Here is a 24,595-nt window from a genome sequence, read left to right on the forward strand (position 1 = left end):
AACGGTGGACGCGACCCCGTAATGTGGAGGCGTGACCGTGAACGCCAATACCTCCGTCGCCGGTGGCAACACCTGGCGAGACCTTCCCGCGGCGCAGCAGCCCGAGTACCCCGACTCCGAGGCCCTGCGCGATGTACTCGCGGACCTCGCGTCGTATCCGCCGCTCGTCTTCGCCGGCGAGTGCGACCAGCTGCGCGCCCGCATGGGAGCCGTCGCCAAGGGCGAGGCGTTCCTGCTGCAGGGCGGTGACTGCGCCGAGGCCTTCGACGCCGTGTCGGCCGAGCACATCCGCGCCAAGCTGAAGACGCTGCTCCAGATGAGCGCCGTCCTCACCTACGCGGCCTCCGTGCCCGTCGTCAAGGTGGGCCGGATCGCCGGTCAGTACTCCAAGCCGCGCTCCAAGTCGACCGAGACCCGCGACGGCGTGACGCTGCCGACCTACCGCGGCGACTCCGTCAACGGCTTCGCCTTCACCGAGGCCGACCGCATCCCGGACCCGGACCGGCTGAAGCAGATGTACCACGCATCCGCTTCCACGCTGAACCTCGTCCGCGCCTTCACCACCGGCGGTTACGCCGACCTGCGCCAGGTGCACGCCTGGAACCAGGACTTCGTGAAGTCGTCCCCGTCCGGCCAGCGCTACGAGGCCTTGGCCCGCGAGATCGACAACGCGCTGAACTTCATGAAGGCGTGCGGCACGGACCCGGCCGAGTTCAAGGCCGTCGAGTTCTACTCCTCGCACGAGGGCCTGCTGCTGGACTACGAGTCGGCGCTCACCCGCACCGACTCGCGCACCGGCCAGCTCTACGACACCTCGGGCCACATGGTGTGGATCGGTGAGCGCACCCGCCAGATGGACGGCGCGCACATCGAGTTCGCCTCGAAGATCCGCAACCCCATCGGCATCAAGCTCGGCCCGACGACCACCGTCGACGAGGCACTCGGCTACATCGAGCGCCTCGACCCCGAGCGCGAGCCCGGCCGGCTGACCTTCATCGTCCGGATGGGCGCCGACAAGGTCCGCGACAAGCTCCCCGAGCTGGTCGAGAAGGTCACCGCGTCCGGCGCGACGGTGGCCTGGGTGACCGACCCGATGCACGGCAACACCTTCGAGGCCGCGTCCGGCCACAAGACCCGCCGCTTCGACGACGTCCTGGACGAGGTCAAGGGCTTCTTCGAGGTGCACAAGGGCCTCGGCACGCACCCGGGCGGCATCCACGTCGAGCTCACCGGTGACGACGTCACCGAGTGCGTGGGCGGCGGCCACGAGATCTTCGTGGACGATCTCCACCAGCGCTACGAGACCGCCTGCGACCCGCGGCTCAACCGCAGCCAGTCGCTGGACCTCGCGTTCCTGGTCGCCGAGATGTACCGGGACCAGTAGGCATCACGGCAGGTAGCACACGTACGACTGTGGGGCACGGATCGATGTGATCCGTGCCCCACAGTGCGTTCCGGGGCTTTTGCGGGCCTTGAGCGGCGGGTAAGGTTAGGTTAGCCTCACCGATTAAGGGGCGGCAGCCACGATCCATCCCGCCGGGAGGTGAACCGCATGTACGTCTGCTCGTGCTTCGGCGTTACGGAGCAGCAGGTCAAGAAGCATGCGGAAGCGGGCGCCTGCACGCCCCGCCAGATAGCCTCCGCCTGCAAGGCGGGGACCGACTGCGGCGGCTGTGTCCGCGCCATCCAGGCGATGCTCGGCCGCGGCGCCTGCCCGCGTCGTGATCTGCTGGACCAGAAGCGGACGCCGGGCACCGCGGACCGTCTCACGGCCGGCGCCGTTCCCGATGCCGATCAGGTCGTCGCCACCGGCACCGGCCCCGTTCCCGCGTCGCTGTCGCTTCCCGACGCCGCCTGACGCCGCCCGGCTCCGGTCAGCTCTCCGGCTGCTCGATCAGCTGCGCGATGTAGAGCGGCTCGCCGAGCTTCTCGACCAGTTCCAGCTGGGTGTCGAGATAGTCGATGTGGTGCTCTTCGTCCGCCAGGATCGACTCGAAGATGTTCGCGGACGTGATGTCGCCCTTGGTGCGCATCAGCTCGATGCCGCGCTTGAGGCGGTCGATCGCCTCCACCTCGACCTGGCGGTCCGCCTGGAACATCTCGGTGACCGTCTGGCCCACCCGTACATGGAAAAGGCGCTGGTAGTTCGGCAGCCCGTCGAGGAAGAGAATGCGGTCGGTCAGGATCTCGGCATGCTTCATCTCGTCGAAGGACTCGGCGCGTGTGTACTTCGCGAGCTTCGTCCAGCCGAAGTTGTCCTGCATCTTCGCGTGCAGAAAATATTGATTGATGGCAGTCAATTCGGCGGTCAGCTGTTCGTTCAGGAACTCGAGGACCTCGGGGTCGCCCTGCATCGCAGAGGCTCCTTCCAACCGGTGAACTGGGCAAGTTGGCCGCATCCTCGCATCGCACCCGGTGGTCGTCCAGTAAGTGCACGCTTAGTAGGAGTTGCCCGAATCGCCTCTGCCCTGGTCATGACCACCCCTGCCTGTCTGTCACCATGGAGTCATGGGTCAGCCGGAAAGCCGGGAACACCGCGCATCAGAGCAGTCCGAGCTTCCGCCGGGACAGCGACTGCAGCGCGGCTGGCCGGTTACCCATTACGGTCCGGTGCCCAAGTTCAAGCCCGACCGCTGGGAGTTCCGGGTCTTCGGTGCCACCGCCGACGGCGAGAAGCACTGCTGGAACCATCAGGAATTCTCCGCACTGCCTTTCTCCTCGGTCGTCGCCGATCTTCACTGCGTGACCAAATTCAGCATGCTCGGCGCCGAATGGGGCGGGGTGCTCGCCCGTGACGTCGTGGCTCTCGCACCGCCCGCCCCCCAGGTCACCCATGTGATGGTCTGGGCGGAGTACGGCTTCAGCTCGAACCTCCGGCTGGACGACTTCACCTCAGGGCGGACCCTGTTCGCCACCCACAAGGGCGGCGAACTGCTCACCGCCGAACACGGTTTCCCGCTCCGCCTCCTCGTGCCGCACCTGTACGCCTGGAAGGGCCCCAAGTGGGTCCGGGGCATCGAGTACATGACCGCCGACCGCCGGGGTTTCTGGGAGGAGCGCGGCTACCACAACATCGGCGATCCCTGGCGGGAGCAGCGTTACTCCTACCAGGAGGAGCCCGGGGACGGCCCCGAGCTCTGACCCCGCACCTCCCGCCGCGCTCGCTCAGTGGTGGTAGCGGTGCACCACCGCGTGGCCCTTCCCGCGGCCGATCATCCACTTGTTCACCGGTGTGGTGACGACGAACGCGACGGCGAGCGAGATCGCGAGCGCTCCCCAGAACAGGGCGTCCGAGAGTATCGCGTCCATGGCGCCGGGCCACAGGACGATCACCCCGTTGTCGATCAGCTCCATCACCGCGATGGAGAGCGTGTCGGCCGCGAGGGCGATCCGGAACGCGGTCCCGAAGTCGATGCCCGACCTCAGGACGGACCGCAGGGTCAGTGTGTAGCCGAAGAAGAACGCCAGGATGATCGCCAGGACCATCGTCGGTACGTTGCCCCAGCCCAACGCCGTGCCGATCACCATGCCGAGGACCTCGCCGATGGCGCATCCCGTGAGGCAGTGGAGGGTCGCCCGGGCGGCCGTCGCCCAGCTCGTGCCGCCGGCCCCGTGCTCACCGTGGCCCGCGTGACCGGTGTGCTGCCCGTGCTCTGCGTGGTCCTGCATGGTGTTCCCCCAATGCCGAGGAGCGGTTCCTGTCGACCATAGGAACCGTATACCCCCCTGGGGTATTCCTCAACGGGTGTCCGCCCGGTCAGTCCCGCCCGCGCAGCTCCTTCAGCCGGGTCACGTCCGCCGCGTGCCCCGCCGTGCCGCCGGGGGTCTCGATGACCAGCGGCACCCCCTCGGTGGCCGGGTGCGAGAACAGCTCCCGGAACGGCTCCTCGCCGATGTGGCCCTCGCCGATGTTCTCGTGCCGGTCCTTGTGGGCCCCGGCCACGTCCTTGGAGTCATTGGCGTGGATCAGCTTCAGCCGGCCCTCGCCGACCGTCTCCACCAGCAGGTCCAGCGTCTCCTTCATGCCGCCCGGCCCGGCCAGATCGTGGCCCGCCGCGAAGATGTGGCAGGTGTCGAGGCAGATGCCGAGCTTCGGGTGGGCGTCGAGCGCGTCGAAGTACGGTCCGAAGTCCCAGGTCCGTGAGCAGAGCGAGAAACCCTGGCCCGCGGTCGACTCCAGCAGCAGGAACGGGTCGTCGTCGTGCGTCAGCTCGTCCAGCAGCGGCCGCATGTGGGTGCGCACCTGGGCCAGCGCCTCCTCGCGCGGCCGGCCGTTGGTCGCCGAACCGGTGTGCACCACGACGCCCAGGGCGCCGATCTCGCGGGCCCGGCGCAGCGAGTGGCGCAGCGACTCCACGGACTTCTCGACGGTCGCCGGGGTGTGCGAGCCGAAGTTGATCAGATACGGGGCGTGGACGTACGCCGGTATCGACTCGGCGGCGCACTCGGTGCGGAACTGTTCGTCCTGCGCCGGATTCCCGGCCGGGGTCGCCCAGCCGCGCGGATTGGCGACGAAGACCTGGACGGCCTCCGCGCCCATCCCGCGGGCGTAGGGGAGCCCGACCTTGGCGAGGCCGCCGGCCACCGGGACGTGACCGCCGACAGGGTTGCGCATGGTGATCTAGAGCCCCTTGGTCTTGATGGTGATGGTGCTGCCCTCGGGCGCCCGGTCGCCGCCGTCCACGGACTGGCTCGCGATGGTGTCGCTGAAGGAGAGGAACGGGCGGTCGACCTTGACCTCGAAGCCCGCGTCCTCCAGCTCGCCGCGGGCGTCGTCGACGTCCTTGCCGGTGACGTCCGGGACGTCGATCATCCGCGGGCCGCTGGACACGGTCAGGGTGACGGTGTCGCCCTCGGCGGCCTCGGTGCCCTCGGGGACCGACTGGCGGGCGACGTTGCCCTCGTCCTCCGGGGAGCTGACCCGGCCCGGTGCGACGACGACCTTGAGGCCGGCGTCCTCCAGCTCCGCCGTGGCGTCGTCGGCCGACTCGCCGGTGACGTCGGGGACATCGACCGGGCTGCCCTTGGAGACCACGATCGCGACCGCGGTGTCCGGGTGGCGCTCGGCGCCCGCCTCCGGGTCCGTACGAACCACCTCACCGGCCGCCGCGTCCTCGCTGAACTCCTTGGTGATCATGCCGGGCGCCAGGCCCGCCTTCTCCAGCCGCCGCTTGGCGTCGGACAGCTCGATGCCCGCGACGTCGGGGACCTGGACGATCTCGGGCCCGCGCGAGACGACGAGCGCGACCGAGCCGTTGCCCCGGATCTTGGCACCCGACTTCGGGTCGCTGCTGATCACCTGACCGCGGTCGACGGTGTCGCTGTAGGCCCGCCGGACGCCCTTCAGCTCCAGACCGGCGTCCGAGAGCCGTCCCTCGGCCGCCTTCTGGCTCTGGCCCAGCAGGGAGGGGACCCGGGTGAACTGTCCGACGTTGATGTACCAGACGCCACCGCCGACCCCCAGGACCAGCAGCAGGGCCAGGACCACCGCGATGACGCCGCGCCGCGGCGCCCCGCGCCGGCCCGGCCGGGCCGGCGGCTGCGGGGGCAGCGGCGGGGGCATCTCCAGCCGGCTGGTGTGGTGCGCGGTGCCCTGGCCGGGCGGCAGCACCCGGGGGATCACCCGGGTACGGTCCTCGGCGTCGTCGTGCACCTCGGCCACGGCCTGCGGCGGCACCGCGTCCAGCTGGGCGTCGGTGAGGCCGGACCGGACCACGCGGGACTCGGCGAGCAGCGCCACCGCGTCGAACGGACGGGCCTCGGGGTCACGGGCGGTGGCGCTCGCCACCAGGTGGTCGAGCCCGGGCGCGAGTCCGGGGACGACGGCCGAGGGAGCCGGGACGCCCTCGTTGAGATGCTGGTAGATGACCTGCGCGGGGGAGTCCCCGGTGTGCGGCTTGGCGCCCGTGAGCATCTCGTACAGCACGACGCCGCAGGCGTACACATCGGCGCGGGTGTCCGTGGTGCCGTGCTCGATCTGCTCGGGGGCGAGATAGGAGACCGTGCCCAGGATGGTGCCGGTGGTGTCCGTGACCGAGCCGACCGCCCGGACCAGGCCGAAGTCGGCGACCTTGACCCGGCCGTCGTCGCCGATCAGCACGTTCTCCGGCTTCATGTCCCGGTGGATGAAACCCGCCCGGTGGGCGGCGCCCAGCGCGGCGAGGACCGGCTCCAGGATGTCCAGCGCGGCCCGCGGCTGAAGGGCGCCCCGCTCGCGAAGCACGTCGCGCAGCGTGCAGCCGGCGACGTACTCCATCGCGAGGTAGACGTACTGCTCCTGCGCGCCCTGGTCGAAGACCGCGACCACGTTGGGGTGCGCCAGCCGGGCCACCGACTTGGCCTCGCGGATGAAGCGCTCGACGAACGAGGCGTCGGTCGCGAGCGCCGGATGCATCACCTTGAGGGCGAGCACCCGGTCGAGCCGGGTGTCCATGGCCCGGTAGACCGTGGCCATGCCGCCCACGGCGATGCGGGCATCGACGCGGTAGCGGCCGTCGAGCAGCTGCCCGACGAGAGGGTCCTGGAGGGTCGTATCCACGCAGCCGAGTCTACGAGCCACCGCGGACACGGCCGACTGGCCGGGGCGATCCCGGGGCCGTACTGCAGCCGAGCCGTGACAGGGACATGCGATCCGCCGTCACCGACCGGGGCGTGGCCCGGGCCCCGGTCGGGCCGCGACCGGTCCATGAGATCCGCCTCACGCACCGGCCGGGCGCCCGGCTCAGAACGCCGGGCGCTCCGGATCCAGCACCGCACGCCCCGCCGCCGGTGACGACGCCTCCGCGAAGTGCCGGCGCGGGATGCGTCCCGCCCGGTACGCGAGCCGCCCGCCCTCCACCGCATGGCGCATCGCGGCGGCCATCAGCTCGGGTTCCTGGGCCCGGGTCACCGCGGACGCCAGCATCACGGCCGCACACCCCAGCTCCATGGCGAGCGCCGCGTCCGACGCGGTGCCGGCGCCCGCGTCCAGGATCACCGGCACCCGCGCCTGCTCGACGATCAGCTGGAAGTTGTGCGGATTGCGGATGCCCAGACCGGAGCCGATGGGGGAGCCGAGCGGCATGACCGCCGCGCACCCCACGTCCTCCAGCTTCCGGGCCAGCACCGGGTCGTCGTTCGTGTAGGGCAGCACGGTGAAGCCGTCGTCCACCAGCGTCTCCGCCGCGTCCAGCAGCTCGACGGGGTCCGGCAGCAGGGTGCGCTCGTCGGCCACCACCTCCAGCTTGACCCAGTCGGTGCCGAGCGCCTCGCGGGCGAGGCGGGCGGTGAGCACGGCCTCGCCGGCCGTGAAGCAGCCCGCGGTGTTCGGCAGCACCCGGATGGAGAGCCGCTCCAGGACGGAGAGCACGGAGCCCTGCACGGTCGGGTCCAGCCGGCGCATCGCGACGGTGGTCAGCTCGGTGCCGGAGGCGGTCAGCGAGCGCTCCAGCACATCCAGGCTGGGCGCCCCGCCCGTTCCCATGATCAGCCGCGAGCCGAACACGGTGCCGCCGAGGGTGAAGAGGTCGTCGGACACGGTCAGCCTCCCTGGACAGCGGTCAGGACCTCGACCCGGTCGCCGTCGGCGAGCGCGGCCGCGGGCCACTGGCCGCGCGGTACGACGGTCTCGTTCAGGGCGGCCGCGACGCCCGACGGCGCACCGGTCAGCGAGGCGACGAGGGCGTCCAGCGTGGTGCCCGGCGCGACGGCGACGGTCTCGCCGTTCACGGACACGGAGACGGAGGCGGGGAGGGGGACGGGCTCGCTCATGCGGGCTGCTCCTGACGTGCGGGGGCGGCGGTGGGGGAGAAACGGCCGGGGGAGAAGGGGCGGGCCACCTCGGGCAGCTCGCCGTCGGCCAGCAGCTGCGCCATGGCATCACCGGTGACGGGGGTGAGCAGCACCCCGTTGCGGTGGTGGCCGGTGGCGAGATGGAGGCCGGGCAGGGCGGTGCGGCCGAGCAGCGGGGCGTTGTCCGGGGAGGCGGGGCGCAGACCGGCGCGCGTCTCGGTGAGCGGCAGCTCGGTGATGCCCGGCACCAGCTCGTGGGCGTCGCGCAGCAGCTCGTACACGCCGCCCGCCGTGACGGTGGTGTCCCAGCCCATCTCCTCGCTGGTGGCGCCGACGACCAGCTCGCCGTTCTCGCGCGGTACGAGATAGACGTGGCTGCCCCGGACCACGGCCCGCACGGTGCGGGAGAGGAAGGGGGCGTACGCGGTGGGTACGGTCAGCCGCAGCACCTGGCCCTTCACCGGGCGGACCGGCGGCAGGACGTGCTCCGGCACGCCCGCGAGCCGGCCGCTGAGACTGCCCGCGGCGAGCACGACCTGATCGGCCGCCGGGTGCGTGCCGTCGGCCAGCCCGGCTCCGGTCGCCCGGTCGCGCGCCACCGTGAGCCGCTCGGCCCGGTGGCGGTGGAAGACGACTCCGGCCCGCTCGCACGCCGTCAGCAGCGCGGCGGCCAGCCGGCGCGGGTCGACCTGATGGTCGCCGTCGACCCGCAGCCCGCCCCGTACGCCCGGGGCCAGCATCGGTTCCAGCCGGCGGCACTCACGGCCGGTGAGCCACTCGGACTCCAGCCCCGAACGCCGCTGCAGGGCGTGCAGGTCCCGCAGATGGGCGCGGTCGTCGGCGTCCAGCGCGACGGCCAGGGTGCCGCAGGTCCGGAAGCCGATGTCCTGTCCGCTCGCGGCCTCCAGCTCCGCCGCGAACGACGGGTAGCGCACGGCGGAGGCGACGTTGAGACCGAGCAGCATCTCCTCGCCGTAGTGGAGTTCGGTGACGGCGGCCAGCATGCCGGCCGCGACCCGGGCGGCCCCGCCGCCCGGATCCGGATCGACGACGGCGGTGGAAAGACCGCGCTGCGCCGCCCGCCAGGCGGTGACCAGGCCGATGATGCCGCCCCCGATGACGAGGACGTCGGACCCGCTCGTGTGGTGGATACGCATGGGCGTCCAGCCCCTCCCTTCGCCGGCATGACCCGGATCAGGTTCGTACGGTCGGAGGCCGTTCAGCCTCCCTCTCAGCCCGGTGCGCCCGGGCTCCCGCGAGTTCTTTGCACGGGCCACCCTAGACCCCGTCCCGCGTGGCCGGTAAGGGAGCCGTGGCGCGGTGGACGCGGGCGCGGGGAGAGCGTCCGGGGCGACGATCCGGGAACCACCTGCCTGACGGACCGTCAGGTGATTAAGGTGGACAGGTGAGCGAACAGACCGGACAGCAGCAGGCAGCGCGGCCGGGCCGCCGCGTCGTGATCGCCGGAGCGGGCATGGCGGGCGTGCAGACCGCGGTGGCCCTGCGCGAACAGGGCTTCACCGGCCCCGTTACGCTGATCGGCGCCGAACCGCACCAGCCGTACGACCGGCCGCCGCTGTCGAAGGCGGTCCTCCTCGGCAAGGCCGAGGACTCGGCCTTCGACATCGACTTCGAGGCGCTCGGCATCACCCTGCGGCTCGGGCTCGACGTGACGGCACTGCGCGCGGCCGACCACGAACTGGACACCCCGGACGGGCCCGTCCCGTACGACGCCCTGGTCGTCGCCACCGGCGCCGAACCCCTGGTGCTGCCCGGCTCCGAGGGCGTCCCGGGCGTCCACCTCCTGCGCACACTGGACGACGCCGCCCGGCTGCGCCCGGTCCTGGAACGGCAGCACGACGTCGTGGTCGTCGGCGCCGGCTGGATCGGCGCCGAGTTCGCCACCGCCGCCCGGGCGGCCGGCTGTGCCGTCACCGTCGTCGAGGCCGCGGACCGCCCGCTCGCCGGCGCGCTGCCCGCCGAGGTCGCCGCCCCGATGGCCGGCTGGTACACCGAGAGCGGCGCCGTGCTCCTCACCGGCGCCCGGGTCGCCCGCGTCGAGCCCGGCCGGGTCGCCCTCGCGGACGGCCGCACCCTCCCGGCCGACGCGGTCGTCGTCGGCATCGGAGCCCGGCCCGCGACCGGCTGGCTGGCCGGATCGGGTATCGCGCTCGGCCCGGACGGATCGGTGACCGCCGACGCGTCGCTGCGCACCTCGCTCCCCGACGTGTACGCGGTCGGGGACTGCGCCTCCTTCCCCTCGGCCCGGTACGGCGAACGGCTGCTCGTCCACCACTGGGACAACGCCCTCCAGGGCCCCCGCACGGTCGCCGCCGCCGTCGTCCGGGAGGACGGGGGGCAGCCCCCCGTCTACGACCCCGTGCCCTACTTCTGGTCCGAGCAGTTCGGCCGCTTCGTCCAGTACGCGGGCCATCACACGGGGGCCGACGCGCTGGTGTGGCGGGGTGATCCGGCGGACCCCGCGTGGTCGGTCTGCTGGCTGCGCGCCGGTGCGCTCGTCGCCGTACTGGCGGTCGGCCGTCCGCGCGATCTCGCGCAGGGCCGCAAACTCGTCGAATCAGGGGCGGAACTCGACCCGGAGCGGGTCGCCGACCCCTCCGTGCCGCTGAAATCGGCCACGCTCTGACCAGGTGTCCGACCCCCGTACGGTCGGCCCGGGTACCGACTGTCGGTCCGGGATGGCACGCTTGTCCCCGTGACCGAGATTGACGCAAAGATCGATGCTCTCGTCCCCGCCTGGCTCCACCTGCCCGACATCGCCGAAATGTTCGATGTCGAGGTGACGCGCGTGCGCCAGCTGGTCAAGGAGGGCCAGCTCATCGCCGTGCGCCGTGGTGAGAACCGGGCGCTCCAGGTGCCTGCCGCCTTCATCGACGGCGACAAGGTGGTCAAGGGCCTTTCGGGGACCCTGACGCTCCTGAGGGACGACGGCTACTCCGACGCGGAGATGCTGGAATGGCTCTTCACACCCGACCCGAGCCTGCCGGGCACGCCCGCGCAGGCACTGAGTGAGAATCGCGGCACGGAGGTGAAGCGCCGCGCCCAGGCGCTCGCCGTCTGACCGACCGCCGCACGGGGAATGCGGGCCGCGCCGCGCGGCCCGCATTCCCCGTGCGCACCACCGAACCACCGCCATCGCCTTCCCCGGGGGGAACCGCACCATGTCCACGCCTCGCGCGCAGCTGTCCGACGCCCGGCTCTACCTGTGCACGGACGCCCGCCGGCGCCAGGGTGACCTGCCCGCGTTCCTCGACGCGGTCCTCGCCGGCGGTGTCGACATCATCCAGCTGCGCGACAAGGGCATGGAGGCAGCAGAGGAGCTCGAACACCTCGCGCTCTTCGCCGACGCCTGCAAGCGGCACGGCAAGCTCCTCGCGGTCAACGACCGGGCCGACGTCGCCCACGCCATCGGATCCGATGTGCTGCACCTGGGCCAGGGCGACCTGCCGGTCCCGGCCGCCCGCGCCGTCATCGGCCAGGACGTGGTCATCGGCCGCTCCACGCACGCCGAGGCCGAGGTCGACGCGGCCGTCGCCGAGCCCGGCGTCGACTACTTCTGCACCGGCCCCTGCTGGCCCACCCCGACCAAGCCCGGCCGGCACGCCCCCGGCCTGGACCTGGTGCGGTACGCCGCCTCGCTCGCCCCCGCCCGCCCGTGGTTCGCCATCGGCGGGATCGACGCGGGCAACCTCGACCAGGTGCTGGACGCCGGAGCACGCCGGGTCGTCGTCGTGCGGGCCGTCACCGAGGCCGCCGATCCGGCCGCAGCGGCCGCGGACCTGGCCGCCCGGATCCGGGACCGCGCCGGCGCCTGACCCGGAACCCGACCGGCCGGTTCGGGACAGGAGTGTCCGAAGCGTGGACAAAGTTCGGGCAATCAAGCCAAATCGCCCCAGTTCGGTTGGGTGCTCGCCGTGCCCTGGTTAACCTGCCGGTATGGCCCTTGGCACACCTTCCACCAGGACAGATCACGCGCGCACCGTGCGTGAGATGCTCGCGACCGGCAAGACCTCGTACTCGTTCGAGTTCTGGGCGCCCAAGACCGAGAAGGGCGAGCGGAATCTCTGGAACGCGTTGCGCCGGGTCGAGGCGGTGCAGCCGAGCTTCGTCTCCGTGACCTACGGCGCCGGCGGCTCCACCCGGGCCGGGACGGTGAAGGCGACCCAGGACATCGCGGCCGAGTCCACCCTCACCCCGGTCGCGCACCTCACGGCGGTCAACCACTCCATCGCCGAGCTGCGCAACATGGTGGGCCAGTACGCGGACGCCGGGATCCGGAACATCCTCGCCGTGCGCGGAGATCCGCCGGGCGACCCGATGGGACCGTGGGTCGAGCATGCGCAGGGTGTGCGGTACGCGGCGGACCTCGTCCGGCTGATCAAGGAATCCGGCGATTTCTGTGTCGGCGTCGCGGCATTTCCCGAACGGCATCCGCGCTCGGCCGACTGGGACAGCGACATCCGGCATTTCGTGGACAAGTGCCGCGCCGGTGCGGACTACGCGATCACGCAGATGTTCTTCGACCCGGAGAATTATCTCCGGATGCGTGACCGGGTGGTCGCTGCGGGTTGCGACACCCCGGTCATCCCCGAGGTCATGCCCCTCACCAGCGTCCGGCAATTGGAGAGATTCGCCCAGCTCAGCAACGCGACCCTGCCCGCGGACCTGAAAGAACGCATCCTCGCCGCCAAGGACGATCCCGCCGCTGTACGCTCCATTGGCATCGACTTCGCAACGCGGTTCTGCGCGAAGCTGCTTTCCGAGGGTGTCCCCGGACTGCACTTCATCACGTTGAACAACTCGACGGCGACGCTCGAAATCTACGAGAATCTCGGACTGCACAAGCAGTCGTGACCGGCCGTACCCGCCACCACCCCGGGGCGGTGGCCGTAGAAGGGGGCGGGCATGGGCTGGACGGTCCTCTACATCGCGTTCGGCATCGTTGCGCTGTGGCTGCTCGGTGAGGTGCTGCTGCAGTACAAGGCACGCCTGCGCTGGCGCCTGCTCGCCTTCACCGGCTTCGTCGGTGTGGTCATCGGCGTCCTGATGCCGTCCGTGCCCGTCATCGCCCTCGGCGCGATCGCCTTCGCGACGGGGCAGACGTACGTCACGCTCTCCTTCCGCCGCGGCTTCTCGACGGGCTGGGCCATAGGGGGCAGCCCCGGGGAGAGCCGCCGCCGTCGCGCCGGCGCGGAGCGGGAGCCCACGCTCCAGGTCTCGGACCTGGAGATGGAGTACGGCCACGAGACCCCGGCGCCGCCGGCGGCCGCACCGCTGTCCGGACCGGCCGCGGTCTACGAGCCGGAGCCGCTGCCTGACGACACCGGGCAGTACGGCATCTACACCGATCCCCGCCCGCAGCAGGACCAGCACCACGAGCCCCAGGGGCAGCCGCAGTACGCCGCGTACGACCCGTACACCGACTACTCCGCGTATCCGGCCCAGGGCCAGGAATCCCCGTACACCGGAGCGGGCCAGGACACCTACGCCGGCGCCGGCACCGGTCAGTACGACTACGGCACGGACCAGCAGCAGTACGCCGCCTACTCCGACCCGTACATCGGCACCACCGCGGGGACGCAGCAGTACGGCACGTACGGGGGCTACGGGCACGACGAGAACTACGACAGCTACGGCAACGGCCAGCAGTTCGCCGACCCGTACGCCCAGCAGCCGGCCCAGTCCCAGCCCTACGCCCCCGACACCCCGCCGGGCGGGGTCTGGGTGCCGCAGCAGCGCGAGGGCGAGCAGTACCCGCCGATGCCGCCGGAGCAGCCCGCCCAGCCGACGCCGTACCCGAACGGCTACGACACGGGCTACAACGACCAGTACCGCTACTGAACCCTCCGGGTCCGCGGTCTCACTGCGAGCCGCGGAATCCGTCCCCCTCGACGACGATCCCCGCGACCAGCGAGCCGGACATCCCCGCGTGCGCGGGCCCGCCGCCCGGATGCGCCCAGCCGCCCGCCAGCAACAGCCCGGGCAGCCGGGTGCGGTTGCCCGCGTGGAGGAAGCCGCCCGCGGCGCCCGCCAGCGCGGGCGCCGGAACGGCCCCGCCCTCCGCACCGGTCTCGGCCTCGGTCTCCGCGGGCGTGCGCACCTCCATGCGCAGCACCCGCTCCCGCAGGCCCGGCACGGCCGCGCCCGCCACGTCGATCAGCGTGTCCGCGTAACGGGTCCGCACGGCCTCGTCGGTCCAGTCCACCGGGCCGTGCGGGGCGACCGTCGCCGTCAGCGTCACGGCCTCGTGGGCGTCGTCGGGACGGGTCGACGGATCGTCGGGGCGCAGCACCGTCACGGTGGGATCCGCGGCGAGCCGGCCACCGAACACCGCCTCCTGCTCGGCCGTCCGGTCCGCCGGATGCACCAGCGTCCGGTGCGCGGCGCCGGCCGGCCGGGCGCCGCGCAGCGACAGCAGCACCAGGAACCGGCCGGTGGGCCCGGAACCCTCCGCCCGCGGCTGCACCGTCACATCACCGTCCCGCCACAGCTCCTGAGCGGGCGTCAGCCCCGGACGCGGACGGGCGCCCAGCACCACATGGGCGGCCTCCGCGACCGTCCCGTCCGTCAGCTCGACGCCCGCCGCCCGGCCGTCCTTCTCCAGGACCCGGGCCACCTCGGCGCCGAAGACGAACTCCACCTTCCGGGCCAGGCACCGCTCGTACACCGCCTGCGCCAGCGCCCGCATGCCACCGGAGACGTACCAACTGCCGAACGTCTCCTCCATGTACGGCAGCAGGGCCGCGCTCGCCGGGGCGCGCCGCGGATCCAGGCCGTACGACAGCGCGTACCCGTCCAGCACGGCGGCCAGCCGGGGGTCGGCCAGCTCCCAGGAACCGATCTCCGCCACCGTGCCCGCGCGCAGCGCCGGGCGCAGCAGCCGGCGCCGCACCGGCGCCGGATACGGATCGCGGCCCAGCACCTGCCAGTCGGGGCGCAACGGCTCCTCCAGCAGCGGCCGCCGCGACCGGTCCCACGCGTCCCTGGCCCGGTCGAGGAACGCGCCCCAGCTGCCCCCCGCGCCGCCGCCGAGCGCGGCGTCCAGGGCCGCGACGGTGCCGGCCCGCGAGGCGTTCGGCAGGGACACGTCCGTGCCGTCCGCGAAGACGTGGCGGCTCGCCGGGTCGACCTGGGTCAGGGTGACGCAGCGCTCCAGCGGCTCCTTGCCGGTCTTCACGAACAGGTCGCGGTAGACGGCGGGGAGATGGAGCAGACCGGGTCCGGTGTCGAACGCGAAGCCGTCGCGGGCATGGCGGCCGAGCGAGCCGCCGTAACTCTGCGACCGCTCGTACACCGTCACCCGGTGGCCTGCCACGGCCAGCCGGGCCGCCGCCGACATCGCGCCCATCCCGGCGCCGATCACCGCAATACGTGCCATGCCAGCGACCTTAACGGCCGCCTCGGACAGCTCAGCCGTCAGGCCGGTGCGATACGGATTCCGCGAGGCGCCTCTCCTCGCGCCGCTGCGCCCTGCGGCGCAGGAAACGGCGGATCCGGGAGGCCAGGAAGACCAGTATCACCAGGCCGAGGACCAGCAGCACCGCGGCGATGCCCGCCGCGATCCACGGATGGAATATGGCGAACGTGATGATTCCGGCGACGCCCAGGTCCTCGGCGACGCTCACCGCGATGTTGCTGAACGGCTCGGGGGAGGTGTTGACCGCCATCCTGGTGCCGGCCTTCACCAGATGGCTCATCAGCGCGGTGGAACCGCCGATGGCCCCGGCCGCGAGCTCCGGCAGCGAACCGTCGTCGCCCGCCAGCAGCGCCGCCACGACGGCGCCGGCGACCGGCCTGATGACGGTGTGCGCCGTGTCCCAGACCGAGTCCACGTACGGGATCTTGTCGGCCACCACCTCGCACAGGAAGAGCACGCCGGCCACGACGAGCACATCGGTGCGCTGCAGCGACGCCGGCACCTCGTCGGTGACACCGGTCGCACCGAAGATGCCGAGCAGGAGGACCACCGCGTAGGCGTTGATCCCGCTCGCCCAGCCACTCGTGAACACCAGGGGGAGTACGGACACGGACGTGATCGTAACCAGGTGGCGCACGGGCGCGGGAGGGCTCGGGTGCGCAGGTCTGAGTATCCGTACCTAGAGGGTGAGATGAGTAGGGACGCGGATGGGCCGCGACCTGCGCAAACGGCAGAGTGGGGAGCACGGGAGGGGCGCTGCGCCGGTACCGCCGGCACGGGGCGGCGGAGCGGGCGCGGCACTTCTTCCCAACGGGGGTGCACGGCGGAGGACTCGGGACCACGGGGGAACGCACGGGGTCACGGGGGAGGTTCTCCGGCAGCACGGAAGGCGCCGGTCGGACGAGGCTCGGGGGGATCGAGCCCCGTCCGGCCGGTGCCTTCGTCACGTCCGGGAGCCGTACGGGGGGCCGCCGGTGTCAGCGCCCGCTGACCCGCCCGTGCAGCAGCAGCGACAGCGCCGAGTGCACGTCGTCGATCGACCGCTCCGGCTGGAACGCCTGCCAGTCCAGTGCCGCCACCAGCACCATGCCGACCAGAGCGGCCGCCGTCAGCGGGATGTCGATCTCCTCGCTCAGCTCACCGCCCGCGACACCTTCCCTGAGCACTCCCTCGACCACGGCGACGGCCTCCTGACGCACCACCAGCAAGGTGGCCTGCCAGGCGCGGTTGGTGCGCCACAGCTCGGCCACGTACAGCTGGGTGAAGGCCGGATAGCGGTCGATGAAGGCCAGACCGGCGCGGATCATGGCGTCCAGCGCCTCGACCCGGCTGCCGCCGCGCTCGTCGGTCTCCTCCGCGGCCGAGCGCAGCGAGGAGGTGAGCAGCCCGACACCGTGGCGCAGCAGCTCCTCGAAGAGCTCCGTCTTGCTCTTGAAGTTGTAGTAGACCGTGCCCTTGGCGACCCCGGCGCGCTCGGCGATCTCGTCCACCGTGGTCGCCGAGAAGCCCTTCTCGGCGATGAGGGTCACGGCGGCTTCGTAGAGCTTCTGCCGGGTGGCCTGGCGGCGCGTGGTGCTACTGCTTTCCATGCTCCTGATTCTCACAGGTCCCGGAGAGCTCACAGACTCAGCTCCGGGTGGAGGCGGTCCAGCGTCCACACCTGCCTGCGGCGTGCGGAGAGGGCCGTGAGCGCGAGCGCCCCCGCGGTGAAGGCCAGGAGCACAGCGCAGCCCTGCCAGACCGGGCCGAGTCCGCCGCCGGTGATCAGCCGGCGCAGGCCCTCGACGACGTAGCTCATCGGCAGGTAGGGGTGGATGGCGTTGAAGAAGCCCGGGCTGGTCTGTACGGGGTACGTGCCCCCGGCCGAGGTCAGCTGGAGCATCAGCACGGCGAGGACGAGGATGCGTCCGGCGGCTCCGAAGCGGGCGTTCAGCCACTGCACGATCGCGCCGAAGCAGCAGGTGACCAGGGCGAGGAAGCCGATCGTCCCGGTGGCGCGGGTCATCTGCAGGCCGAGCCCCCAGTGCAGTACGGACATCAGCGCGGCCACCTGGAGCAGTCCGATCGCGGCCACCGGCAGCCAGCCCGCGAAGGCGATCCGCCAGGCCGGCGCCCCGGCGGCCAGGGCGCGCCGGTTGAGCGGCTGGATCAGCATGTACGCCACCATCGCGCCGACCCAGAGCGACAGCGGGATGAAGTACGGGGCGAAGCCGGTGCCGTAGTTGGGGGCCGCGTGGAGCGACTGCGAGGCCAGCTGTACGGGGTCGGCCATGACCCCCGTGCGCGCGTCGCGGTCCTTCTTGTCGTAGTCGGGGATCTTGTCCACGCCGTCGGTGAGCCCCTGGGCGAGCGTCGCCGAGCCGTCGCCGAGCCGGACCATCCCGCTGTCCAGGCTCGTCGCGCCCTTCTTCAGGGCGCCGACCCCGGTGTTCAGGTCGGCGGAGCCCGTTCTGGCCGTGGCCAGGCCGGTGTGCAGCTTGTCCGCGCCCTTGGCGACCTTGTGCGCGCCGGTGTTGAGCGCGTTGACCTTCTTGACCGCGCTCTCCAGGTCCTCGTCCAGGTGCGGCGAGCGGTCGGCGAGTGCGTTCGCCTGCTTCTGGAGGGTGGCCAGCTGGGTGCGCAGCTTCTTGAGGTCCCCGTTCTGGTTCCTGACCAGGACGTTCACGTCGTCGGCCACCGCGGCGACATCGGCCGCGGCCGTCACCGCCCGCTTCAGCGGGGCGCAGACGGTGGGGTCGGGGAGCGGCTGCTCCACGCACCGGGTGCGGTGGACGTCGGCGAGGTCGTCGGAGGCCGTGTGGGCGGCGGTGGCGGCGGTGGGCGCCGCCTTCACCAGCAGGTCGAGGTTGTCCCGCACGGTCTGCGAGGAGTCGGCGACGAGCCGGGCCGTGTCGCCGATCGTCTTGCCGTTGTCCTTCAGGAACGGGCGGATGTCGGCGGCCACCCCGTTGACCTTGTCGGCGAGCAGCTGGGTGCCGTCGGCGACCTGGCGCGAGCCGGTCTCCAGATCGCCCGCGCCCTTGTCGAGCGTGACGATGCCGGTGGCCAGCCGGCCGCTGCCGGCCTTCGCGTCCTTCAGCCCGTCCGCGAGGTCCTTCGAGCCCTTCTTCGCCTTGCCGATGCCGCCCTTGAGATCGGTCGCGCCCTTGGCCGCCTTGGCCGTCGCGTCGTGGAGATCGGAGAAGTTGATGAAGATCCGGTCGAGGAAGCCCCGCGACGCGTTGGCCGACGCGGCGGTGCGGACCTCGGAGAACACCGTCCGGGAGATCTGGCCGACGATGTAGTTGTTCGCGTCGTTGGTGCGCACCTGGAGCGCGCCCGTCTCGGGGGAGTCGCCGGCGCTGGAGGCGATGCGCCTGCTGAAGTCCGCCGGCATGGTCAGCGAGAGGTAGTACGTACCGTCCTCGACGCCCTCGTGGGCCTCGGCGGCGCTCACCTCGTGCCACTCGAAGACCTTGGAGTCGAGCAGCTTGCCGGTGATCTCGTCCCCGGCCGCGAGGCGCTTGCCCTCGGCGGTGGCGCCCTTGTCGTCGTTGACCAGCGCGACCGGGATGCGGTCCAGGCGGCCGTACGGGTCCCAGAACGACCACAGGTACAGCGCGCCGTAGAGCAGCGGCAGCAGCAGGAGGGCGGCGAGGGCGGCCCTCGGCAGCCTGCCCCTGCCGAAGCGCCTCAGCTCAAGCGTGGCCAGTCTCGGCGAGCGCATCGGCCGTCCCTTCCTCGTGTGCGGGGTCCGCCTGCGGTGCGGGCTCCCCGGTGTCGGTGGGGGCGGTCGCCCCGGTGCTGCCCGTGCGTACGGTGACGGCGTCCTCGGGAGCCTGGCTGCACACGGCCAGCACGGTCGTGCCGCCGGCGGCGAGCGAGCGCAGCAGCTCCCAGGCCTCGGCGCGTTCGGCGTCGGAGAGCTTCAGGTCGGCGTCGTCCACCGCGAGCAGCCGCGGCCGGCCGATCAGGGCGAGGGCGACGGAGAGCCGCAGCGCCTCCAGCCGCTCCAGATCGCGTACGGAGGTCCGCTCGGCCTTGGGAAGGGCGGCGGGGTCGAGCCCGGCGGCCTCCAGCGCCCCGTCGATCCGGGCCCGGGCGGCGGCGACGCGCTCGCGGCGCGGTCGCAGCAGGGCGCGGAGCGAGGCGTCGAAGCGGCGTTGCAGCAGGGCGCGCTCCCGCAGGTGCTCGGCGACCGTGAACGCCGGGTCCAGTTCGCTGACGCCGGGCACCGGGCCCAGCGCCGCGATGCGGCGGACGGCGGCGGCCCGGCGCGGCAGGCGCAGACCGCCGGCCGTCGCCTCGCCCTCGGTGGCACGCATCCGGCCGGTGAGCGCGAGCAGCAGGCAGGTGCGGCCCGAGCCGGACGGGCCCTCGATCGCGACCAGGGACCCGGGGGAGACGCTGAACGTCACCTCCCGGAAGGCCCAGCCGCGCGGCCCCTTGAGGCCGAGGCCGTCGGCGGTGACAGCCGCCCCGTGCGCGCTCTCCACAGACCCTCCCCCTTCTTTTGAACTGACTGGTCAGTGCAAAAAGGTAGCCCGAACTTGCGAGCGAAGCAAAAGGCCAGGTCAAAGGGGGATCGGGGCCGATTGTCAGTGGGGGCCGTCACGATGGATACAGACGGCCACGAAGCCGTTACGAGACAGGAGGTTCTGTCATGGCCCACTCGTCCGCAGCAGCCGCTCCGCGACGCCGCGCAGACGGCCCTGCCCCCTCACCGACCGGTCCGGCGCACGACGTCCACCCCGTACTCAGGCGCACCACCGCGCCGCCCGCCGCTCTCGATCTCCTCGCCCAGGCCCGCGCCGGCCTCGAAGAGGCAGCTGTTCTCGACGTGCCGAACGAGCGCTACGCCACCGCCCACCTCGCCGCGCTGCGCACCGCCGCCGCGGTGCTCGCCGTCCGGGGACGCCCCGAGACCTCACCGCGGCGGCGGGAGAAGATCCGCAGTGCCTGGGAGGTCCTGCCGGAGATAGCCCCCGAGCTCACCGAGTGGAGCGCCCTGTTCGCCTCCGGCGCCCGCCGCCGGGCCCGCGCGGAGGCGGGCATCCCCGGCGCGGCCGGCCGGCGCGACGCGGACGACCTGCTCCGGGACGCGGCGATGTTCCTCCGCCTGGTGGAGCGGCTGCTGGTGCTCCAGCCGGTGCTCCCGCAGCCCCGCGGGGAGCGGCCCGATGCGGGATGACGGGGACGGCGGCGCGAGGCAATAGGGTGGACGGGACCTATCACCTGCGCCGTTCACGCTCCGCCGTCAGCGGCGGCACCGTGCCGAGGAGTCAACTGCCGTGTCGGACCAGCTGCGCCCCCGCGCCTCCCTCCGTACCGCCGTGGTCTGGGAAGTCCTCAAGGACGCTCTCGACCGACAGGCCAAGGCGACCGGCAGGGACGCCCTGGACGTACTGGACACCGGCGGCGGCACGGGCAACTTCGCCGTGCCCGTCGCCCGTCTCGGCCACCGGGTCACCGTCGTCGACCCCAGCCCCAACGCGCTGTTCGCGCTGGAGCGCCGCGCCGCCGAGGCCGGGGTGGACGACCGGGTCCGCGGAGTCCAGGGCGACATCCTCGGCCTGTTCGACGTGGCCGAGCGCGGTGGCTACGACGCGGTGCTCTGCCACGGAGTCCTGGAGTACGTGGACGACCCCGCCGAGGGCGTGCGCAACGCGGTGGAGGCGCTCCGCCCGTCCGGCGCCCTCAGCCTGCTCGCCGCCGGGCTCGGCGGCGCCGTCCTGGCCCGGGCGCTCGCCGGCCACTTCACCGAGGCCCGGCAGGCGCTCAGCGACCCGGACGGCCGCTGGGGCGCGGGCGACCCCGTGCCGCGGCGCTACACGGCGCAGCAGCTCACCGAACTCGTCGAGGGCGCGGACGTGGAGGTCGGCGCCGTCCACGGCGTGCGCGTCTTCGCCGACCTCGTGCCCGGTGTCCTGGTGGACACCGAACCCGGCGCCATGGAGGCCCTGCTCAAGCTGGAGGCGGCGGTCGCCGAAGAGCCCGCGTTCCACTCGGTGGCCACCCAGCTGCACGTCCTGGGCACCAGGCGGGCCTGAGCCGCCGGCCGGATCGCGACGGCAGCGCGGCTGATCAGCAACGCAGCTGCAGACGGAGTACGCCCCAGCAGCCCCGATCAGGGCCTTGGCCCCGTATGATCGGGGGACACCATCCGGCATGACGGAGCGGAGGTTGGGGAATCAACGCCTCAGCAGCTGAGCCGTCGTGGCGGCCCGGACTGGCTGATTGACAAAGAGGGCGGGTTTCACGGGGGCGATTCCCTGCCTATCCTGGAAGGGCCGCATACCGGCCGCCCCCCGGCGGCCGACGACGAGGAGGACTCCGTGCCGCTCTCGGAGCACGAGCAGCGAATGCTCGAGCAAATGGAGCGAGCGCTGTACGCCGAAGATCCCAAGTTCGCGACAGCGCTCGAGGGAAGTGGGCTGCGTACATACACCCGGCGACGGGTCTACCAGGCAGTTGCTGGCTTCCTGGTGGGAATCGCGCTCCTCATGGCCGGAATGGTCGCACAGCAGATCTGGATCAGCGTGGTCGGGTTCCTCGTCATGCTGGGCTGCGCGGTGCTCGCGGTCACCGGCTGGCGCAAGGCGCCCAAGCCGGGCGAGCAACAGGCAGCAGTCCGCGCGGGTGGTGCGGGCGAACGCCGACAGCCCAAACAGCGCCGGTCCGTGATGAACCGGATCGAACAACGGTGGCAGCGCCGCCGCGATGAGCAGGGCCAGTAGGCGCTCGGAACACTTATGGGTGAGGGGCGGCCGCATTTCTGCGGCCGCCCCTCACGCGTGCCCGGATCACCTCACGCGTGCCCGGATCACCGGGCGCCGGGCCGTCCGCTCCGGCGCCGTCGGGCCGCCGCGGCGCCGGAAGCCGGAAGCCGGGCGTCGGGTGTCGTGTGCCGCGCGGCCTGCCGCCGGCCCGTCCCGCGCCGGAACGCATCGCGGGCAGGCCCCCGGGAAGGGCCTGCCCGCGAAGGGTGAGGTGTCAGCCCTGCTGGCCGGACGGGCGCCTCAGCCAAGCCGGCCGCTGCGGCAGCCGCCACCTCCCGGCGAGGGCCGCCCGGCGCTCCGAGAGGGCCCACACCACCCGTACGGCCGATCGCGGTGCCACGACCGCGCGGAACCGGGCGAACCGGTCGGCGGAGAGCCGCAGACCCGCCCGTACCGCCTGTGCGTCCTCCGCGAGCCCCGACACCGGCCGCGGCTCCGGCGCGTAGAGCACCTGCTCCACCGCGCCCGCCACCCGGTGCACGGCCGCGGCCGCCTCGGTGTCGAGCCGCCCCAGCCGCACCATCCGTGCCGCCGCCTTCCGAGGCGTCTGCGACTCGTCCGGATCGATGCCGTGGTCCCACGCGGTGTCGGTGATCTCCTGCCACGCCGCCATCGTTCTCGCGGTCGCGTCCGCGGGGGTGCGCCCGGTGGAGGAGCCCAGCCTGCGGGCCCGTGTCCGGCTGCGCCAGAACATGGGCAGCAACGGGACCAGCAGGACGAGTACGGCCACCAGTGTCCAGCCGAGCACGGTGCCCGCGGGCGTCCCCGTGTCCGTGGGCGTCACGGCCCCCGGGAGCGCCGAGCTGCCGCACTCACCCTGCCGCCGCATCTGCGCGGGGCAGCTGTCCGAGGCGGACGGTGTGGCCGGGGCCGCCGTCGATGCGCCCGTCTCCGGCTGGGCCGGGTCCGCGGCATCACCGGTCGGTGCGTCCGGCAGGGTGTACGCCGGAGTGGAGCCGCGCGTCGGCGTGGGCTCGAAGCGGGTCCAGCCGACGCCCTCGAAGTACAGCTCGGGCCAGGCGTGCGCGTCGCGCAGCCCCACCGACATCGAACCGTCCGACTGCGCGGCCCCGGGCGTGAAGCCCACCGCGACCCGGGCCGGAATCCCGAGCGTCCGGGCCATCGCGGCCATCGTGAACGAGAAGTGGACGCAGAAGCCCCGCCTGTCCTTCAGGAAGCGGCCGATCGCGGCACTGCCGGTACCCGAATTCACCGAGGTGTCGTACGTGAAGCCGCCCTCCGACGCGAAGTAGTTCTGCAGCTTCACCGCCTGCTCGTAGCCGTTGGCTGCGCCCTTCGTCACCTCTTCGGCCGTCTCCTTGACCACCTTCGGCAGGGAGTCGGGCACCTTGGTGTACTCGCGGCGCAGGGCCGCCGGGGCCTCGCCCGCACCCGCGAGCTGCCCGGCCGTCGGCTGCACCACGAGGCTGGAGACCTCGTACTGCGCACCCTTGGTCGTCTCCCCGTCGTCACCGACGAGGGTGCGGCCCTCGGGCTCGTACCGCCAGCGCCCGCCGACCTTCACCTCCGTCGCCGGGTAGGGGAGCGGCAGATACGTCTGCTGGTACGAGGAGGACGCGGAGATGTTCGTCCGGACCTCCGTGACGGCCACGTCCGGTGCCAGACCCGCCGGGGTCGGGAGCCGCTTCGGCACGTCCTTCAGCCGGCGCGTCGAGGCCCGCCACTCGTTCCCGTTGAACTGGTCCAGGGCCAGGATCCGGAGGTAGAAGTCCTGCACACTGTCCGAGTTGGTGCGGTACGACATCACCTCCCGGTTCTCCGGCTGGTTGAGGTTGTTCTGCAGCGAGACCAGCGGGTTCACCGCGGAGATGGTGCCGCCACCGCCCCCCTTGCCGTTACCGGCGCCCGGCCCCGTCAGCAGTCCGCTGTCGAGCGCGGGCAGGGCCGCGGGTACGACCAGGGCGATTCCCAGTGCGAGCGCCCCGATGCGGCGGCCCGTGCGGACCGGGGCGAGCGCCCCGCGGCCCGAGGCGTCGATCCCCGAGGGCAGACCGTCCCGGGGCCTGTTGGTCCCGGCGAAGACGCGCCCCCACTGGGAGAGCCGGTCGCGCCCCTCGGCCAGCAGGAGAAGCAGATAGCCGCAGGCGGCCAGCAGGAACCACAGCCAGTCCGCGCTGCCGTCGGAGAGCCCGGCGGCGACGGAGTACAGCGCGAGCAGGGGCAGCCCGGCCGGTGCGGCGCTGCGGAACGTGACCGCCAGCGCGTCCACCGCGAGCCCCACCAGCAGCACGCCGCCGACCAGCATCAGCCGGATGCCCGCCGTGTCCGGGGCCGGGATCGTGTACCGCCCGACGTCGTCCGCACCCGTCGTCAGCAGGTCCGCCAGCTGCTGCACGGACTGCGGACCGGGGACGAAGCCCGCGAGCGCCTGCTCGCGGGCGAACGCCACGGTCAGCAGCAGCACCAGGACGACCGCCTGCGCGCCGACGGTCAGCAGCCGCGGCAGCGGCACCCGCCGGCCGAGCGCACCCACGCCGCACTGGATGGCCAGCAGGAACGACGCCTGCAGGATCCAGGTGACCGGGTCGACCAGCGGCAGCATCGAACAAGCCGCCATCAGCGTCGCCGCAAAGGCGCCGAGCGCCAGCCGACCACGACCGCTCATGAC

The 24,595-nt window shown here is 72.5% G+C and carries 24 protein-coding genes and 1 riboswitch; of the genes, 11 read left to right on the forward strand and 13 right to left on the reverse strand.

Annotated elements, in window-relative coordinates; translation table 11 throughout:
• The first annotated feature begins 31 nt into the window (after positions 1-31).
• Both OG521_29010 and OG521_29015 read left to right on the forward strand, forming a co-directional pair.
• Complete coding sequence (locus tag OG521_29010) at positions 32-1,384, forward strand: 3-deoxy-7-phosphoheptulonate synthase class II (GenBank protein ID WUW24589.1); 1,353 nt, start codon at positions 32-34, stop codon at positions 1,382-1,384.
• A gap of 168 nt (positions 1,385-1,552) precedes the next feature.
• Entirely contained in the window at positions 1,553-1,858 is a 306-nt protein-coding gene (locus OG521_29015; protein ID WUW24590.1) for a (2Fe-2S)-binding protein, read from the forward strand.
• 16 nt (positions 1,859-1,874) lie between these two features.
• On the opposite strand, the gene bfr is transcribed toward OG521_29015, so the two are convergent.
• Positions 1,875-2,354, reverse strand: coding sequence for a bacterioferritin (gene bfr, locus OG521_29020; GenBank protein WUW24591.1), 480 nt, complete (start codon positions 2,352-2,354; stop codon positions 1,875-1,877).
• 154 nt (positions 2,355-2,508) lie between these two features.
• Here bfr and OG521_29025 point away from each other — a divergent pair, with 154 nt between their 5' ends.
• Complete coding sequence (locus OG521_29025; protein ID WUW24592.1) at positions 2,509-3,141, forward strand: sulfite oxidase-like oxidoreductase; 633 nt, start codon at positions 2,509-2,511, stop codon at positions 3,139-3,141.
• A 24-nt stretch (positions 3,142-3,165) separates the two neighbouring features.
• On the opposite strand, the gene OG521_29030 is transcribed toward OG521_29025, so the two are convergent.
• The 6 genes from OG521_29030 to thiO form a co-directional block, all read right to left on the reverse strand.
• A complete protein-coding gene (locus tag OG521_29030; GenBank protein WUW24593.1) occupies positions 3,166-3,669 on the reverse strand; it encodes a DUF4396 domain-containing protein in 504 nt (167 codons plus the stop codon).
• A gap of 88 nt (positions 3,670-3,757) precedes the next feature.
• Positions 3,758-4,615 carry a deoxyribonuclease IV gene (locus OG521_29035; protein ID WUW24594.1) on the reverse strand — a complete coding sequence of 286 codons (858 nt, stop codon included), beginning with the start codon at positions 4,613-4,615 and terminating at the stop codon, positions 3,758-3,760.
• A gap of 6 nt (positions 4,616-4,621) precedes the next feature.
• Positions 4,622-6,538, reverse strand: coding sequence for a Stk1 family PASTA domain-containing Ser/Thr kinase (gene pknB / locus OG521_29040; protein WUW24595.1), 1,917 nt, complete (start codon positions 6,536-6,538; stop codon positions 4,622-4,624).
• 183 nt (positions 6,539-6,721) lie between these two features.
• Entirely contained in the window at positions 6,722-7,516 is a 795-nt protein-coding gene (locus OG521_29045) for a thiazole synthase (GenBank protein ID WUW24596.1), read from the reverse strand.
• 2 nt (positions 7,517-7,518) lie between these two features.
• Positions 7,519-7,749 (reverse strand): sulfur carrier protein ThiS, encoded by a 231-nt coding sequence (thiS, locus tag OG521_29050; GenBank protein WUW24597.1) that lies wholly within the window; start codon positions 7,747-7,749, stop codon positions 7,519-7,521.
• Positions 7,746-8,927, reverse strand: coding sequence for a glycine oxidase ThiO (gene thiO / locus OG521_29055; GenBank protein WUW24598.1), 1,182 nt, complete (start codon positions 8,925-8,927; stop codon positions 7,746-7,748). The genes thiS and thiO overlap by 4 nt, the downstream gene beginning before the upstream one ends.
• A riboswitch (TPP riboswitch) is annotated at positions 8,924-9,037 on the reverse strand. It overlaps the preceding gene by 4 nt.
• A gap of 207 nt (positions 9,038-9,244) precedes the next feature.
• Here thiO and OG521_29060 point away from each other — a divergent pair.
• From OG521_29060 to OG521_29080, 5 genes are all read left to right on the forward strand, one after another.
• Complete coding sequence (locus OG521_29060; protein ID WUW26834.1) at positions 9,245-10,417, forward strand: FAD-dependent oxidoreductase; 1,173 nt, start codon at positions 9,245-9,247, stop codon at positions 10,415-10,417.
• A gap of 69 nt (positions 10,418-10,486) precedes the next feature.
• Positions 10,487-10,852 carry an Rv2175c family DNA-binding protein gene (locus OG521_29065; protein ID WUW24599.1) on the forward strand — a complete coding sequence of 122 codons (366 nt, stop codon included), beginning with the start codon at positions 10,487-10,489 and terminating at the stop codon, positions 10,850-10,852.
• A 100-nt stretch (positions 10,853-10,952) separates the two neighbouring features.
• Positions 10,953-11,606: a thiamine phosphate synthase gene (gene thiE / locus OG521_29070; GenBank protein ID WUW24600.1), complete on the forward strand. Its 654-nt coding sequence runs from the start codon at positions 10,953-10,955 to the stop codon at positions 11,604-11,606.
• A 121-nt stretch (positions 11,607-11,727) separates the two neighbouring features.
• Complete coding sequence (metF, locus tag OG521_29075; protein ID WUW24601.1) at positions 11,728-12,645, forward strand: methylenetetrahydrofolate reductase [NAD(P)H]; 918 nt, start codon at positions 11,728-11,730, stop codon at positions 12,643-12,645.
• A 51-nt stretch (positions 12,646-12,696) separates the two neighbouring features.
• Positions 12,697-13,632: a hypothetical protein gene (locus OG521_29080; protein ID WUW24602.1), complete on the forward strand. Its 936-nt coding sequence runs from the start codon at positions 12,697-12,699 to the stop codon at positions 13,630-13,632.
• Positions 13,633-13,651: 19 nt separating this feature from the next.
• Here the strand turns inward: OG521_29080 and OG521_29085 are convergent, their stop codons facing one another.
• The 5 genes from OG521_29085 to OG521_29105 all read right to left on the reverse strand — a co-directional run bounded on the left by OG521_29085 (position 13,652) and on the right by OG521_29105 (position 19,683).
• Positions 13,652-15,169, reverse strand: a complete 1,518-nt coding sequence (locus tag OG521_29085; GenBank protein WUW24603.1) for an NAD(P)/FAD-dependent oxidoreductase — start codon at positions 15,167-15,169, stop codon at positions 13,652-13,654.
• Positions 15,170-15,200: 31 nt separating this feature from the next.
• Positions 15,201-15,818 (reverse strand): DUF4126 domain-containing protein, encoded by a 618-nt coding sequence (locus tag OG521_29090; GenBank protein WUW24604.1) that lies wholly within the window; start codon positions 15,816-15,818, stop codon positions 15,201-15,203.
• A gap of 367 nt (positions 15,819-16,185) precedes the next feature.
• Positions 16,186-16,797, reverse strand: a complete 612-nt coding sequence (locus OG521_29095) for a TetR/AcrR family transcriptional regulator (GenBank protein ID WUW24605.1) — start codon at positions 16,795-16,797, stop codon at positions 16,186-16,188.
• 29 nt (positions 16,798-16,826) lie between these two features.
• The gene (locus tag OG521_29100; protein WUW24606.1) at positions 16,827-18,914 is read right to left on the reverse strand and encodes a YhgE/Pip domain-containing protein; all 2,088 of its coding nucleotides are present in this window, start codon (positions 18,912-18,914) and stop codon (positions 16,827-16,829) included.
• Positions 18,886-19,683 carry an ATP-binding cassette domain-containing protein gene (locus tag OG521_29105; protein ID WUW24607.1) on the reverse strand — a complete coding sequence of 266 codons (798 nt, stop codon included), beginning with the start codon at positions 19,681-19,683 and terminating at the stop codon, positions 18,886-18,888. The genes OG521_29100 and OG521_29105 overlap by 29 nt, the downstream gene beginning before the upstream one ends.
• A 167-nt stretch (positions 19,684-19,850) precedes the next feature.
• On the opposite strand from OG521_29105, the gene OG521_29110 reads away from it, so the two are divergent.
• The 3 genes from OG521_29110 (at position 19,851) to OG521_29120 (ending at position 21,924) form a co-directional block, all read left to right on the forward strand.
• Positions 19,851-20,378, forward strand: coding sequence for an SAV_6107 family HEPN domain-containing protein (locus tag OG521_29110; protein ID WUW24608.1), 528 nt, complete (start codon positions 19,851-19,853; stop codon positions 20,376-20,378).
• Positions 20,379-20,478: 100 nt separating this feature from the next.
• Positions 20,479-21,237 (forward strand): methyltransferase, encoded by a 759-nt coding sequence (locus tag OG521_29115; GenBank protein ID WUW24609.1) that lies wholly within the window; start codon positions 20,479-20,481, stop codon positions 21,235-21,237.
• Between the two features lie 285 nt (positions 21,238-21,522).
• Positions 21,523-21,924 (forward strand): DUF3040 domain-containing protein, encoded by a 402-nt coding sequence (locus tag OG521_29120; protein ID WUW24610.1) that lies wholly within the window; start codon positions 21,523-21,525, stop codon positions 21,922-21,924.
• A 256-nt stretch (positions 21,925-22,180) separates the two neighbouring features.
• On the opposite strand, the gene OG521_29125 is transcribed toward OG521_29120, so the two are convergent.
• A complete protein-coding gene (locus OG521_29125) occupies positions 22,181-24,592 on the reverse strand; it encodes a DUF3488 and transglutaminase-like domain-containing protein (GenBank protein ID WUW24611.1) in 2,412 nt (803 codons plus the stop codon).
• Positions 24,593-24,595: the final 3 nt, after the last annotated feature.

It is taken from the genome of Streptomyces sp. NBC_01463 (assembly GCA_036227345.1).
Classification (GTDB): Bacteria; Actinomycetota; Actinomycetes; order Streptomycetales; family Streptomycetaceae; genus Streptomyces.